We start from the raw sequence: 13,577 nt of genomic DNA, 5'->3' as shown, positions 1-13,577 counted from the left end.
AAACGGTGCGCCCGCCAAGGCGCTGGGAAGGCGCCTTACCCGAACGCCGCGTCGACCTGGGACCGGTTGACGATCGCGCCGCTGTCGATCCTGGTGACGACATCCTGCTCGGTCGCAAAGCACGCGTTGACGAAGCCGCCAATCGCCGCGGCGACGGCGATCATTTCCGAGGCCGTCAGGACCGGTGCGAACGTCCCATCGGCCAGCTTCCAGCGGAAGGTCTGGCTGCCGTCGACCTGGGCAAACACGGCCGCCGCGGTCAGCTTCGACTGCGTCTCCCGATCGGTCGGATATCTCACCTCGCCGACCGTCACGCCGCCGGTCTCCTTCGCATAGCGAACGGCCGCCGCGTACACCTTCAGGTCGACGTAGAGCCCGTAGGGCGTCAGGACGTCCTGCAGGGACATAGTCGTCTGCAGGCCGGCAGCGTCGGCCGGCCAGCGCGTCGCAGCGCGGCCGCCGGCGCGCCACGCCTGATAGGCCGCATCGTCGGCCGGAACGACCGCCTGCACGGCGCTGCTGAACAGGCGTCCATCGTCGGCAAGCCAGTACCAGTTGAACGGGTCGTACATTGTCCGCGTCTCCCTCTCGAAGGCTTAGACGTACTCGCCGCCGGTCGCGAAGATGCCGGCGATCGTGCCGGGGAAATAGTTCACGCCGCCGCCGTTGGTGTCGATCACTGCGTTGACCGATACCGAATAGCGCATGCCCGTCACGTTGCCGGGGTTCGTGACGCTGGAATAGATCACGCCTTCGCCGGAAAAGATGAGGCCGAGCCGGTTCGAGTTCGCAAACACGCTGGAGAACGTGACCGGCGTGGTGATGGTCAGCGCCTGCGACCGAACGTCGATCGTGCCGTTGATCGCGATCATATGCGCCGGGCAGCTGCCGCTGATCTTGGTGTAGGCGCCCGCCATGCCTTGCCCCGGACCTTCGATGACGATCTGTCCGCCGCGCTGCGAGACGATGTGCGCCGGGCCGGCGCAGGCGCCGTATTCCATGTACGACAGGAACAGATTGCAGCCCGCGCCATCGGCGAACACGCCGTCGCCGCCCGACGAGACGCACTTGAAGCCCTGGATGCGATAGGTGCCGATGCCGGCATTGCCGGCAAAGCTGGTGCCGGCGCCGCTGACCACGCAAAGCGCCGAATTCAGGATATTGCCGATGATCGTGCAGATCCCGGAACCGGTGATGCGCGGCAGGATCACTGGGGAATATGTCCCGTTCGCGACGATGATCGTGACCGAGAAGCCGTTGTTGTCGAAGGTCGACATGACGTCGAGCGCCTTCTGGATCGACGCGAAGGGCGTCCCCACGGTGCGCCCGTCGTTCGCAGTGTCCGATCCGGTCGCAGCGTTGACATAGTAGGTCTGGTTGGCCGCGATCGCCGGCTTGATCGGGACAGCCAGCAGTTGGAAATAACCGGATACATGCGTGCCGACGTAGACCATCAAGGCGACCATGCCCGCCTTGATATGATCGACCGACAGGTCGTCGCCGGAGATCAGCTTCACCGGCCGGTTACCCAGGCCGTTCAGGTTGATCGTCGTCGCCTTGGTGTTGCTGTTGTTGGCGATGACGAACAGATGCATGCCCTGTTTGTATTCAGGCGGGGCCGGACTGAGCGAGACGACCATCGCGTTCGACAGACCCGTATCGAGGCCAAAGCACGTCCGCCCACGCTGGATCAGGTACTGGACCGCCTTCAGCCCCATCGCATCGTCAGCGTTGTTTTCGGGGACGATCTTCGCACCGGCTTCCGTGAGCCCGTTGCCGCGGGCCAACGAGCGGGCGAAGCCGATAATGGCGTTCATTTCCCCGGCCTGCAGCTTCGTGCCGTCGTTCAGTTCCGACGACGTGCAATCCTTGAACCAGGTGTCGTCGGCACCGAACGAACGCGTGTCGGAAGGACGGATGGTGACCGCATTGGGAGCGTTCGCCGGTCCAAGAATATCGGTCATATGATGCTTCCTTCGAGCTGATATTGAATGACCAGGTGCGCGTGCACGACGCGATCCAGCACGCATTTGAGCGGTGTGATGTCCGGCCCGCAGGAGAGCGAGCCGCCGATGCCGAAGTTTCCGATGAACGGCTGGGCCTCCGACGGAGCGACATAGGCGGGGCTGTCATCGAGATTGACCTTGACGATCAACAGCGCTCCGCCGCGAAGGCCGCCGATGACGTCGAGGCCGATCTGCGCGCAGCCGATCGCGGCGCCGCAAGCGTCCGAACCATTGGCGCACGTGATCGACCAGCCTGCCCGCGCTGCGATCTCGGCGTAGTATTCACAGCGCGTGCCGCCGATCGCGGCAACCTTGGTGCAAAGGTCGGGGAACGGGTCGCAGTCGTCGGGCAACCCGTATTCGATCATCCATTGATCGTGCGTCTCGCTGTGCGTGGCGCACCAGAACTCGAGCCGCAGCGCGCACAGCCGCGTCTCGATGTAGTTCCGGACCGCGGCGATCGCGGCGCTGTATGCGGCCTGGACGAAGCCCGCCGGCCAGACTGAAGGCGCACTGAGGAGTCCGGAGAGCCAGCTCAGATAGCGCGCCGGCGTTGCCCCGTCGCTGACCGGCCAGGCGCGGCCGCGAGGCCACAGCGCGCAGGTCGCGAGGAAACTCTCGACGAACGTCGGACAGTGAAACGGTTTTGAATTATCCGCCATGATGGGTCGCTCAGGCGAATGTCACGGAGCCGAGGGTCGCCGTCTCGCCGGACGCGAGATCCGCGTCCGCGGTCAGCGGCAGGTCGAAGCTCTCGACGCCGCTCGCGTTTGCGATCGCCTGATAGATCCACGACAGGGAGAAGGATGCGGGCGTCGCGAGGAACGGCATGCCGCCGTGCTGGGTGTCGCTGCCCGACACGCGACCGAGCCGGAGAAAGGCCGCGCGTAATTCGGTGAGAATGGCCTCCTGCACCGTCACCGTATTGGGGACGAGGTTGCTGATCGTGACGTCGATCGGGTGGGCGACGGGCGCGGAGACCGTCACGATCGCGCCGGCCGGACATACGGTCTGGATGTAGTCCTCGACGCGCTGCGCCGCGGTGGCGTCCGGGATCCCGTCCGGGAATAGACCGTCCATGAACACGAACACGCGGACGGTGCCGGCGCCGCTCCAGAGACGCTCGACGAAGACGCGGGACACACCGGCCATCTGCCGCGCCCAGATCACGTAGTCGGCGGCCGAGCCACCGTGCGGCGGATTCCGCTTCCGGAACAGGATGCGCTGCCGATAGCTTTCGATGTCCTCGACGTCGGCGCCTTGGGTAATATCGCCGTCGCCGACGCTCGCCAGCGCGGCGCCCGATCCGGCACCGGTCACGCCAGATACAATCTGCAGCGACGTCCCTTCGGCCGCATTGGCAAGCCCGCCGGCCACCGAGGCCGTCACCTTCGCGACCAGAGTCCCGGCGCCGGGAAGAACGCCGCCTGACGTCACCAGATAGGTCACGCCGTCGGCGCGCTGCAACGTCGCGCCATTATCGACGGCGATCTCGGCCGTCGCGGTGAAGGTCACGTTGCCGCTGGCCGGCGCCGCGGGCAGCTGCGGAATGCCGAACTCCGCGCCGTGCAGCCGCAGCGTCTCGATGTCAGGCGCCGTCGACGCGAAGATCATCCTCGAGATGTAGCTGGCGAACCCGAACACCTCGAAGGCCATGCCGGCGATGACCTTGGCCGAGGCGTAGACGTTGTTCGGCCACACCCAGGCGTCGGATCCCGGCAGATAGGTCCGGAAGGCCTGGCGCGCGCGCGCCAGCAGGTCCGCAAGCGACGGAATTTGAAACATTCTGTTGTCCTGTCCGGAACGTTCAGATGAGCGGAATCAGCCCGCTGTTGCGCTTGTCCGAGAAGTCCAGCTTTCCGCGAAGACCGGGCGCCGAGCCGCCCGGCGGCAGCGGCTCGAAGGGCAGCGGCGGCGGCGACGTGATCGACTGCCGCCAGATATCGTCGAACCGCTGATCGTAGATCTTGGTGCCGTCGCGGCCATAGACCTGGATCTGCAGCTCGAGACGGTCCAACGCGAATTCCGCGGAGGCCTGCGCGTCGATCCGGGTCGCGGCGCCCTGCTTGATCAGCGGCGACAGCGCGTCGAGCGCGATCGCCTCGACCCATCGCCGGATGTCCTCGGTCAGGATCGACCGCTCGAACACCCACAACAGCGAGCCGAGCTCGGTCTCCGACAGCGATGCATCGACATCGGAGCCGTCGCCCCACCATCCCCGCTGGTCGCCGCCCTCCAGCAGATAGAGCAGCGGATGGTTGTCGGGAATGCGCTTGTCGGTGAACAACAGAAGGATGATCGCCGTGTGAAGCGCGGCGAGCGACCGAAGGCCGCCGCGGTTCTGCGTCTCGCCGGCGCCAGCCAGCGCCCAATCCGCGGCGCCATCCTGCGGACGCCACTGGCTGTCCCAAAGCAGATTAGCCTGCTGGGTGTTGCCCTCGCTGATGCGGACCCTCAACATGCTCATACCGCGAAGACCTTAGTGGCGCAGCTGTCATCGCAGCGCCTCACCAGGACGCCGCCATCGCCGCCCAGATGGACTTCGCCTTCAAGAACAATCTTCGGCGACGTATGTGTGATCTGGCCGCTCTGCAGCTTCACGGAGCTGTCGTCGTAGGTCACGACGATGCTGTCGCCCGTCAGGACGACGGAGATCGTCTTTGTGTCCTTGCCGCTGGCATCGTCCGGCTGCCCGTTCGCGGTCGGGCTGCCCTGCCCCTCGCCGTTGTCGCCGGCGTTGTAGCCGTGGCCGATCCGGATATTGATGGTCTTCGCATGGACGGCGTCCATCTTGTCCTTGAACACCCGGATGATATCGCCGGTGTGGTTGAACAGCACCGTGCCGCCCTCCGGCGTGTTCTTCGGCCGGTACTTCTCGTGCCCGCCGTCGAGATACAGCGTGCGGTCGGACCGGCTGCCCATCTGCACCATGCAGCCGTCGCAATCCTTCGGGGGATTCGACGAGTAGCCGAAGTCCTGCGGCCGCCAGATCTTCATCGGCTTTTCGTTCTTCAGGCCCTTGAGGTCGATCCGCTGCTGGCTCTTGCTGTCGTCGACCTTGACGACGCGGGCGCGGCGTGTCGTCGAGCGGATGCCGTCATCGTGTTCATATTGCATCGACCTAACCCATGTCCCATTCGCCGCCGGACTGATTACCCTTGCCGCCGCCGGCGCCTGAGCCGTCATAGGCCTGCGGATCGACCAGGCTCAGTGACGCAATGCTGCCGGCCTCGCTCTGGCGGTAGCTGACGCTCTCGATCAGCATGTCCTGCGCGATGTCGAGGAACGGGCTTTCGGTCCACGACAGCGCGCCCGGCGTCCAGAGCTTGCCGCCTTCATCGTGAAAGCCCTGAACCGAGATCGTCGCCTTGGTCGAATTGCCGGCGGCCCGGTTCTTCCTGTTTCTGGCGCGCTTCTTGGCACGGTCCTTAGTGGTGTCCTCGTCCTGGACGATGATGATCGTCCGGTGGCGCTTGACCGAGGAGTCCTGCTCCTGCTCCTCGATCTCGAGGTTCTCGTCACCATGGCCGAACGGCCGCTGGCCGCGCACCACTATCTTCGAATGCCGGTTCGAGCCTGAGTGGTGACCGCGTCCGACGAGCATATTCTGCCCCTCGATCAGCGCGCCGTTGCGCTCCTGCCCGGCCTTGGTGATCTTGGCGTTGCCTTCCGGCGTGCCGGTGATCGTCTTGCCCTGCTGGCGGGTCAGCTTCTCGACGCAGCGGAAGCAGCTTTCCCCGGGCGTCAGCTGATACTGCTCGACCTTCTCCAGTTGCTGATCGCTCTCCCATTTCGGCTCATACTCGCTGGATACCTCCTGCGCGATCTGCAGCGGATCCTTGTTCTCGAACTGCCCGGTCTCATGCTCGGCGCTGCAGTCGACAAGATCGGCCGACTTCGACCGACCGGAAACCTCGATGTAGGCGTTCTTTGCATTGAAGTAGGGCTCACGATCGTCGACATAGCCGGTCAACAACAGGTCGCCGTTCGCCCTGATCGAAACTTCGGTGCCGACCTTGAAGACCGCGTTGGTCTCCGATGCTCCTAGCTCGGCCGCCACGGTGAACGAAAACGTCCTCGCCGCGGCGTTGAAGGCCGCCGTGACCGTGATCTCCTCGAAGGCGGAATAGGTCATCCCGCCGACGCTGATGGTGACGACTTCGATGCCCATCTACTTTGCCAGCGCCTCGAAGTCGTTCGGCATGAACGACGGATGCGGAACGCGGTTGCGCGCGGCCAGCTCGGTCGACCGCGTCGGATCCTGATAGAGCTTCCACGCCCAGAACAGCGACGGCATCGACAGGTTCGCCTCGATAATCAGGACCGACGCCAGATCGAGCACCGCGCGCGACAGGTACTTGATGACGGCATCGCGCATCTGCATCAGTGCGTGCGCCAGGTCGGTGTCGCCGGCGTCGAGGGCGAGCAGCTCGCTTTCGAAAAGCTCGGCGACGTCGGCGCGCAAGGTCAGCGCGGCAGGCCGATCCGACAGCGTCACCCGCGCAATCGCCTCGCCATAGACGGCGAGCGCCGCCACGCGCAGCGCCCGGTAGGCGGTCGCCTCGTTCGAGGCTTCGGCGATCGTGCCGGGTGTGGAGAAGATCGGCGCCGGCACCTCGACTTGCGCCGACGCGAGCAGGTTCTCGAAGGTCGAGACCGCCTCCGCCGGCGGAATCCCGTCCCCGATCGCGCGCGCCGAGGCCATGATCCGCGCGCCGAGATCGACGGCCGGCGAATTCGCGGCGAGGCCGGCCGGCGTCGCATAGGCCCTCGCGCCGACCACCGGCGTCGTGATGACGTCGCTGGCCGCATCGAAGATCGACTGGATCTCGACCTTCTGCGCCAGGCTGACGGCCGGGTCGACGGTCGCCGAGGACCGGATCGATTCCAGCGCCGCGGCGTTGGTCTCGACCGCCGTCACCGCGGCATCACGGACATAATCCGGCTGGTTGGCGAATGTCAGTGAGGACGCAAAGGCGGTCGCCGCAACGAATGAGAGATTGTCCGCGGCGGCAAAGATGAGGTTGGCGAGCGCCGCGACCGTCGCCAGCGCGAACGCCGAGCCCTCGCGCACGAAGTCGAGCCTGAACGCAATATAGCCGTGCTTGTCCTTGTCGCGCTGCCGCTGGAACGACAGGCAGCGCACAATGATCGGGCCATGCGTCGGCAGCACCAGGTTGCCGGGCCCGCGCGAGGCGCAGGACGCCGCCAGCGCGGCCGCCTGGGTGTCGGCGGCGTCGGATGCAACATAGGCGACGACCTGGAATTCGCGCTTGTCCTCGCCGAGATCTTCCAGATACGGATCGTCGCGCATCGGAAACTGATGCACGACGATGCGCCGGCCGCCCTCCTCCTCGTCGCGCTCGACGAAGAACGGCGTTCCCTTGTAGGACGCGCTCCAGAGCGTCTTCAGCCAGTTCCGGCTCATAGCGGCGAATTCCCCTGCGAACCGACATGGGCCGGCGCCGGCGCCGCGGCATCCGGCGATGACCTGCCAACGGATCCGGGACCGTTGGCATTCAGCTGCCCCCTGACCTGCACGCTCAGCGTCTGCATTTGCTGCACGATGCGCAGCAGCTCGCTGCCGGCCTCGACGACGTTCTTGACGGTGACCTCACCCTGCACCTCCGCCGAGCCGGTCAGCTCGGCCTGCACCGACTTGTCGCCGCCGACGCCGGTGCCGTAGACCGTCGTGTGCGTGACCTCCGGCGTCTTTTCCAGCTCGTCGTAGCCGCGCGTGCCGGTCAGCTCGTCGTAGCCGAAGGCGCGCCGGTAGACGTCACGCATCGATCCGCCGCGCTGGCGCCGCAGCCGGTCGCCGCTGGTCAGGCCGGTATAACCGGCGTCTTCCACCGACTTGTGCATGGCGTAGAGACCGCCCGCCGTGGCGAGCCCGGCGGCGACGAACGGCGCCGCGGCGACGCCGGCCGTCCAGAGGGTCGACCCGACGCCTGCGCCGGCTGCCGTGGTTGCTGCGGTGGTCGCGGCCGTCGCGGTCGCTCCCTTGGCCGCGCCGACCGCCGCGGCGGCCGACAATTCCGCGGCGGCCGCGGTCAGCGCGGCGGCGGAGCCGTCCAGCGCGATCGCGGAGGTCCCGAGGCCAAAGCCATTGAACAGCGCCTTGGCGAACAGCGCGGCGCCGCCGGTACCGACCGCGCCGGCCGCGACCGCACCCGTTCCGATCGCCCAGGGCGGCAATTCTGCCGCGCCCTGGACCGTACGCCCCAGAAAATCGGTCGCCTTCGTAAGGACGCCGCCCTTGCCGTCCTTGTCGAGCGCCCGCCCAATCGCAGTTTCCAGATTCTTCGTTGCACCCTCGAGGCGGGAGACCGCCCCGTCGAAGCCGGACATCCGCTCGGCGGCGATCTTCTCCGAATAGCCCGCAGACCCCTTTTCGATCTCCTCGATCACATGCCGCAGCGTCGCTTCATCCGACAGCGCCGTGGCGATGCGGCCGCCCTGCTTCGAGCCGAACATCGCATTCGCCAGCGGCAAATTGCCGGCCAGCTTCGGCATCAGGTCCTTGATCAGCGCGTTGGCGTCGATCGACTGCACGCTGGCGTTCCGATAACGCAGCGCCGCGCCGGCGATGCTTTTCAGCGATTTCGCGTCGTTGCCCTCGAGGCTGTCGCGCAGCAGCGACGTCACCGCAGGCGCGAACTTCGCGGGGTCGGACACCGCCGCCTTGTCGCTGAAGATCTTCTCGAGGCCGGACTTCGTCGCCTTATCGAGCTGGACGCCATATCGAGCCGCGACATCGGCGGCGAACGGCTCGACCTCGATCCGGTCCTTCATCGTCTGGTAGTTCTTGTAGTCCAGCCCGGCGGCCAGCATGGCCGTCTTGGCGCCGGCGGTCGGCGCCTGGGTGGTCGCCGTGAGCGCACGGAACGCGGTGCCGGCTTCGTCGCCGCGGATGTTCGCCTTCTTCAGCACGCCGCCGAAGCCGAGCAGCGAGGCCTCTGAAATGCCGGCCAGCCGCGCCGGCGTCGCGCCGAACTTGTAGAGCTGCGAGATATCCTCCGGCGTCATGCCGGTGACCTTGGCCGCCTTGACCTGGAAATCGGCGGTCTGGCGCGCCGCCCGCAACGCCGCTTCCTGCGTCGAGGTGTCCTTGCGGAAGCCGAAGATCGCGCCTTCCATCTGCTTGACGGCATCCGGAAGGCTGAGGTCCATCGACATGCCGAGAGCCGCCGCCGGCTCCATCATGCCCATCACCTGTTCCTTCTTCAGGCCGCGGGCCGCGAGCTCGCGCTGCGCCTCGAGCACCTGGACGTCGTTGTATTTGGTCTTGGCGCCCATGTGGATCGCCTGCTCGACCAGCGGCGCCTGCTCCTCGTCGGTCAGCCCCATGACGGCCTTGGCGAACCGACGCTCCTTGTCGAATTCGCGATAGGCGTGCACGACGGCGCCGGCGCCGCGCTTGACCTCATGCGCAACGAAGCCGCCGGCAACCCCGGCCGCCATGCCGATCGCCTCGCGCCGCCGCGCCGACTTCTCCGACTTCGCGGCCTGCCGGTCCAGCGACGCATTGGTGCGCTCGATCGCGGCGCGCAGCTCGTTCTGCGCCGCCGCGGCGCGGCCGGCCGGGACGCCGAGCTGCTCGAGCCCGGATTTGGCCTGCAGCACGGCGGACTTCTGTCGCTCCAGCGCCGCTGCCGCCCGGCTCACCTCCGCCTGCATCCGCTGATAATGCCGCGCGTCGCCCTCGCCGCGTTTCATGGCCCTCGCGGCTTCGTCGACCGCCGCCTGGGCGCCCCGGAAGCGGGTTCGCGCGTCGACATATCCGGTTCGCGCGGCAAAGAAACGATCGACCGCCGCCATCTGCGTCTTGGCGCGCGCCATCGCATCGTTCAACCGGTCGACGGCGACGGCAGCCCGGCCGGTCTTCGATATGCCGTCGATCTTCTTTGCGATCTTGTCGAAGACCGCGCCGGTCCTGTCCTCGGCGCTGATGACCGCCTTTGCCTCGATGATCTTTGCCATCAGCGCCGTCCGGGTTGACGTGGTCGCGGCTTCTTCGCCCACGCGACGGCGCGGGCGTGCCAGTATCGAAGGTCGGAGATCGTCAGCTTCTGGAGGTCGGAGAAGCCCTGCCTCCCGACGCCGCTGAAAACAAGCTCGTCCGCTAGGTCGCGGAGACTTCGCCCGTTTCGACGTCGGGCCGGAAAAAATCCAGCACGGCTTCCTTGACCTGCTTGGCCAGACGCGCCTTGCCCTGCGACAGGATCGCGGGATCCTTCGGCTCGACAAGGCAGACCTTGATGTAGACGGCGATCACTTCCGGGTTCTCGACCATGAAGGGATTGCCGCCGGCGAACGAGGCGGCGATCGTGTAGGGATCGCCGTGGATCAGATACTCGTCGAAGGTCGGCTCGCGCAGCACGATCTGGCTGACTTCGCCAGAGGGCGACTGCAGCGGCTTCTTCAGCGGGATCGTAATCGTTTCAGGCATACGACCCCTCGCCTTACGCCGTCAGCGTCTTGTAGGTATCGGCGGCGAGGCCAAGGTCGCTGACCTCGCCGGTCGCCGTGTTCAGCTTGGGCTTGCCGGTGAAGAAGCCGCCGGACAGCAGATGCGTGACGCCCGTATCCTGTTCGATGAAGGTGATGCCGATATTGGTCAGCAGCATCAGGTTCTCGTCCCAGCGCAGTGGGGTTCCGTTGACGTCGACGAAGCGGTCGAAGGTGATCTCCGCGGTGCGGGCCTTCGGCTTGACGGTACGATAGAGGCTGCCGTCCTGGTTGACGCCGGCCTCGGACTCGATGTTCGACGGATCGAGGGTGATCTCGCCGCGGGCGGAATAAGCCACGCCGCCGATGACGGTGGAAACGCGGCCGCCTGAGGTGTGCATGATCGGTGCCTTTCGGGTTTGGGTTGGATGCGTTGAAGACCGCCGCGCCGCGATGATGCTTGCGCATCACGCGGTCGCGATGTCGATGAAGCCTTTCGGCTTCACGACGGGAATTGCAGGAAGGTCGTCGCGTTGGCGGCGAACACGCGGAACTGGTTGACCGTGTCGACCGGCAGGTAGGCATTGACGCGGTTCGGATCGGACGAGCGCTCGACGACGAGCGCCTTCGCGAAGGCGTCGGAATTCTCGACGAGGCCGCCCTGCTCGAGCTCGTTGTAGACGTGCACGCACTCGGCCTTGAGGATCTTGGTGGTGACGATGCCGGGATTGCCGGTCGGGTTGTCGTCGGCGAGCGCGCAGCGGCTGTACTTCTGGGTGATGCGCTGGCGCATGTAGCGCACGAAGTAGACCATCTGCAGCCGGGTCTCGATGTCGAGCCAGGTGATGTCGGGCTGGCCGAACGAATTCAGCCGGTAGGTCGTGACGACGCGGTCCAGCGCCACGGTGCCGTCCGTCGCCACCTTGAAGCCGGCGATGCCGTCCTGGTACAGCGTGTTGCGCTGGGTGATGCTGAACCAGTTCACCCGCGACTGCGGCGGCTGGATGCCGACCAGGTCGAGCGTCTGCACCGGCATGCTGATCCGATACGCCTGGTCGGATTCACCGCCGAGGTTCTTGTCGCCGGCGATCCGCGCACCATAGGCCGCCGCCCAGCGCCAGGGCGACGACGGGGAATCCACCACGCCCATGATCGAGACGTTCGGATCATTGCGGCCCGACCCGAACGCGGCAAGGTTCGCATAGCTGTCGAACATCGCGGTCAGGTAGTGGCCGTAGAGCTGCTGGATCGGCGACCAGCGGCCCGAGGTGGCCCCGAGGAAGTCCTTGATCACGTCCAGCGTCGTCGTGTCGGCATAGGGCGCGCAGATGTAATCGAACTCCTGATCGCCGAGCGCGGCCAGCGCGGTGCCGAGCGTCGGCACGCCGGTGCCGGCGGTTCCGGCCGCGATCGTGATGTACTGCTGCAACGGCCCTTCGTCGCCGACAAGATCCTTCAGGATCGACTGCTTGCCGCCGAGGGCGCCGGCGTTGCGCGCCGTCAGCGTGACGACGTTGGTCGCGACCGACGCGATCACCGGGAACGACAGCTGCCGGCCGAACTTGTAGAAGCCCTGGTTGATCGCGGCCGACAAATTGGTCGCGACGTCGGCATTCGTGTCGGTCGACGCGACGCCGATCGAGACCTTCTCGCCGCCGATATAGACGCTCAGCGTTCCGCTGCTGCCGGCGATGCCGGAGCCGATCGTCAGCGTGTGGGTCTGCGTCGCGCCGCCGCCGTCAGCGAGCGGCAGCATCCATATCTCGCCGAACGGATTGTTCTGGCGCGCCCAGATCGCCATTTCGGTCAGCATCGACCCGGCGCCCATCAGCGGCGTCGGATCGCCCGACAGGATGACCGGTGCATTGGCGGGCGCTGAGCCGCCCGAGGTCTTCTGGCCGATCAGCAAGGTCCGCGACGGGCCCTGATACGGCGACTGACCGGCATTGACCTCGGCATAGAACAGCGGGACGCGCAGGTTCGACGGGATGTTCTGGAAGGCGACTGACATGGTTCACGATCTCCTGTTGACGGGTTCGCTCGCAGCGCTGGTGATCAGCCGCGGGACTTGCGGGGAGCCTCGGCCGGAGGCGGCGGCGGTTCGAGCGCACTCGACTCGTCCGGCCCGGCCGGTTCGGAAGCGGGCGGCGGCGGATCGCATTCGACGACATCGCCGCCGATCAGCAGGCGCTCGTAAAAGTCGATGCGCGGCACCCATGCGCCGGACTCCGGCATGGGCATCGAATTGCGCTCCGGCATGCGGACGCGCCCGCCGGGCGACGGCTTGACGTAGATCGAAGTCATTGCGGGTTTCCTTGATTAGGACTGCGGCAAGTCGATTGTCGCCTCGACCGTCGGCGCGCCCGGGTCGACCGGGTTGCCGGCGGCATAGGTCGGGTCGAAGCCTCCGAGCGGCGGCGTCGACAGCGGCGCCAGCGCGGCGGCCAGCGCCATGCAGACGTCGGCCTCCGAGGATCCGTCCGGCATCGCCTTCGCGACCCGCAACAGCGGCTCGGGAAGCACCTCGAGGCCGGTCGGAAGCGATGCCGTCTGCGCCTGGTTGTAGACGACTACCTGATCGTCCTTGGTGTCGCAGGTCAGGGTCAGGATCCGCGCCGCGACCTTCACGCCGGCATCGTTCAAGACCTGCCGGTGGCACGCATACTTCACGATGCGGGCGAACGACCGGAACAACACGCTCAGCGGCGCAGGATCGTAGGACAGCCGCCGCACGATCTGGAATTCCAGATAGTCGAGCGACGCCTCGAGCCGCTTGTCGGTGTCGGGATAGCCGACGATATAGGCCGGCCCGCCATCGCCCTCCTGCGCCAGCGCCTGGACCATGCCGATCTCGATGACGAGGTCGATCATGCGCCGGAACGGCGAGCCGCCGTTCTGCCGGGACAGCGCGTCGCCCTCGTCCGCATCCGTGAAAACGATCACGGCCGCCTTGGCGTCGGCGACGTAGTTCTCCGGGTTCAGGTCGTCCATGCGGCTGTCATAGACGCGGTTCTGCGCGATCGTCGGCCGCGCATCGGCGGCGCCCTTCAGCGCCGCCGTAGTGCAAAGGCGAAGGGCCGTGCGGGCGAGGGTCATCGACTATCCTATGCCCAACATCGT

At 66.4% G+C, this 13,577-nt stretch carries 14 protein-coding genes; all 14 read right to left on the bottom strand.

The window, feature by feature from the left end:
- Nucleotides 1-35 precede the first annotated feature (35 nt).
- A complete protein-coding gene (locus JQ633_RS12635; RefSeq protein WP_211985342.1) occupies nt 36-572 on the bottom strand; it encodes a DUF4376 domain-containing protein in 537 nt (178 codons plus the stop codon).
- Nucleotides 573-596: 24 nt separating this feature from the next.
- Entirely contained in the window at nt 597-1,964 is a 1,368-nt protein-coding gene (locus JQ633_RS12630; protein WP_211985341.1) for a hypothetical protein, read from the bottom strand.
- Complete coding sequence (locus JQ633_RS12625; RefSeq protein WP_211985340.1) at nt 1,961-2,668, bottom strand: hypothetical protein; 708 nt, start codon at nt 2,666-2,668, stop codon at nt 1,961-1,963. Before JQ633_RS12625 ends, JQ633_RS12630 begins: the two co-directional genes overlap by 4 nt.
- 10 nt (nt 2,669-2,678) lie before the next feature.
- Nucleotides 2,679-3,791 carry a baseplate J/gp47 family protein gene (locus JQ633_RS12620; protein WP_211985339.1) on the bottom strand — a complete coding sequence of 371 codons (1,113 nt, stop codon included), beginning with the start codon at nt 3,789-3,791 and terminating at the stop codon, nt 2,679-2,681.
- A gap of 22 nt (nt 3,792-3,813) precedes the next feature.
- Nucleotides 3,814-4,473: a phage GP46 family protein gene (locus tag JQ633_RS12615; protein WP_211985338.1), complete on the bottom strand. Its 660-nt coding sequence runs from the start codon at nt 4,471-4,473 to the stop codon at nt 3,814-3,816.
- Nucleotides 4,470-5,123, bottom strand: a complete 654-nt coding sequence (locus tag JQ633_RS12610; RefSeq protein ID WP_211985337.1) for a phage baseplate assembly protein domain-containing protein — start codon at nt 5,121-5,123, stop codon at nt 4,470-4,472. The genes JQ633_RS12615 and JQ633_RS12610 overlap by 4 nt, the downstream gene beginning before the upstream one ends.
- 4 nt (nt 5,124-5,127) lie before the next feature.
- The gene (locus JQ633_RS12605; RefSeq protein WP_211985336.1) at nt 5,128-6,177 is read right to left on the bottom strand and encodes a phage baseplate assembly protein; all 1,050 of its coding nucleotides are present in this window, start codon (nt 6,175-6,177) and stop codon (nt 5,128-5,130) included.
- On the bottom strand, nt 6,178-7,434 hold the full coding sequence (locus tag JQ633_RS12600; RefSeq protein WP_211985335.1) for a DNA circularization N-terminal domain-containing protein: 1,257 nt from the start codon (nt 7,432-7,434) through the stop codon (nt 6,178-6,180). It lies immediately after the preceding gene.
- The gene (locus JQ633_RS12595) at nt 7,431-9,989 is read right to left on the bottom strand and encodes a phage tail tape measure protein (RefSeq protein WP_211985334.1); all 2,559 of its coding nucleotides are present in this window, start codon (nt 9,987-9,989) and stop codon (nt 7,431-7,433) included. The genes JQ633_RS12600 and JQ633_RS12595 overlap by 4 nt, the downstream gene beginning before the upstream one ends.
- A gap of 142 nt (nt 9,990-10,131) precedes the next feature.
- Nucleotides 10,132-10,458, bottom strand: coding sequence for a hypothetical protein (locus tag JQ633_RS12590; protein WP_211985333.1), 327 nt, complete (start codon nt 10,456-10,458; stop codon nt 10,132-10,134).
- 13 nt (nt 10,459-10,471) lie between these two features.
- A complete protein-coding gene (locus JQ633_RS12585; RefSeq protein WP_211985332.1) occupies nt 10,472-10,858 on the bottom strand; it encodes a phage tail tube protein in 387 nt (128 codons plus the stop codon).
- Between the two features lie 101 nt (nt 10,859-10,959).
- Nucleotides 10,960-12,468 (bottom strand): phage tail sheath subtilisin-like domain-containing protein, encoded by a 1,509-nt coding sequence (locus JQ633_RS12580; RefSeq protein ID WP_211985331.1) that lies wholly within the window; start codon nt 12,466-12,468, stop codon nt 10,960-10,962.
- A gap of 44 nt (nt 12,469-12,512) precedes the next feature.
- Nucleotides 12,513-12,761, bottom strand: a complete 249-nt coding sequence (locus tag JQ633_RS12575) for a DUF2635 domain-containing protein (RefSeq protein ID WP_211985330.1) — start codon at nt 12,759-12,761, stop codon at nt 12,513-12,515.
- Between the two features lie 15 nt (nt 12,762-12,776).
- Entirely contained in the window at nt 12,777-13,553 is a 777-nt protein-coding gene (locus JQ633_RS12570; protein WP_211985329.1) for a hypothetical protein, read from the bottom strand.
- Nucleotides 13,554-13,577: the final 24 nt, after the last annotated feature.

Origin of the sequence: Bradyrhizobium tropiciagri, assembly GCF_018130505.1 — a bacterium.
In the GTDB taxonomy this organism is placed as follows: domain Bacteria; phylum Pseudomonadota; class Alphaproteobacteria; order Rhizobiales; family Xanthobacteraceae; genus Bradyrhizobium; species Bradyrhizobium tropiciagri_B.
This window is presented reverse-complemented; position numbering and strand designations above follow the sequence as displayed.

Bases quoted from the DNA above. Each gene is read 5' to 3' on its own strand.
- JQ633_RS12635 (WP_211985342.1), bottom strand. From the start codon at position 572: ATGTACGACCCGTTCAACTGGTACTGGCTTGCCGACGATGGACGCCTG.
- JQ633_RS12630 (WP_211985341.1), bottom strand. From the start codon at position 1,964: ATGACCGATATTCTTGGACCGGCGAACGCTCCCAATGCGGTCACCATC.
- JQ633_RS12625 (WP_211985340.1), bottom strand. From the start codon at position 2,668: ATGGCGGATAATTCAAAACCGTTTCACTGTCCGACGTTCGTCGAGAGT.
- JQ633_RS12620 (WP_211985339.1), bottom strand. From the start codon at position 3,791: ATGTTTCAAATTCCGTCGCTTGCGGACCTGCTGGCGCGCGCGCGCCAG.
- JQ633_RS12615 (WP_211985338.1), bottom strand. From the start codon at position 4,473: ATGAGCATGTTGAGGGTCCGCATCAGCGAGGGCAACACCCAGCAGGCT.
- JQ633_RS12610 (WP_211985337.1), bottom strand. From the start codon at position 5,123: ATGCAATATGAACACGATGACGGCATCCGCTCGACGACACGCCGCGCC.
- JQ633_RS12605 (WP_211985336.1), bottom strand. From the start codon at position 6,177: ATGGGCATCGAAGTCGTCACCATCAGCGTCGGCGGGATGACCTATTCC.
- JQ633_RS12600 (WP_211985335.1), bottom strand. From the start codon at position 7,434: ATGAGCCGGAACTGGCTGAAGACGCTCTGGAGCGCGTCCTACAAGGGA.
- JQ633_RS12595 (WP_211985334.1), bottom strand. From the start codon at position 9,989: ATGGCAAAGATCATCGAGGCAAAGGCGGTCATCAGCGCCGAGGACAGG.
- JQ633_RS12590 (WP_211985333.1), bottom strand. From the start codon at position 10,458: ATGCCTGAAACGATTACGATCCCGCTGAAGAAGCCGCTGCAGTCGCCC.
- JQ633_RS12585 (WP_211985332.1), bottom strand. From the start codon at position 10,858: ATGCACACCTCAGGCGGCCGCGTTTCCACCGTCATCGGCGGCGTGGCT.
- JQ633_RS12580 (WP_211985331.1), bottom strand. From the start codon at position 12,468: ATGTCAGTCGCCTTCCAGAACATCCCGTCGAACCTGCGCGTCCCGCTG.
- JQ633_RS12575 (WP_211985330.1), bottom strand. From the start codon at position 12,761: ATGACTTCGATCTACGTCAAGCCGTCGCCCGGCGGGCGCGTCCGCATG.
- JQ633_RS12570 (WP_211985329.1), bottom strand. From the start codon at position 13,553: ATGACCCTCGCCCGCACGGCCCTTCGCCTTTGCACTACGGCGGCGCTG.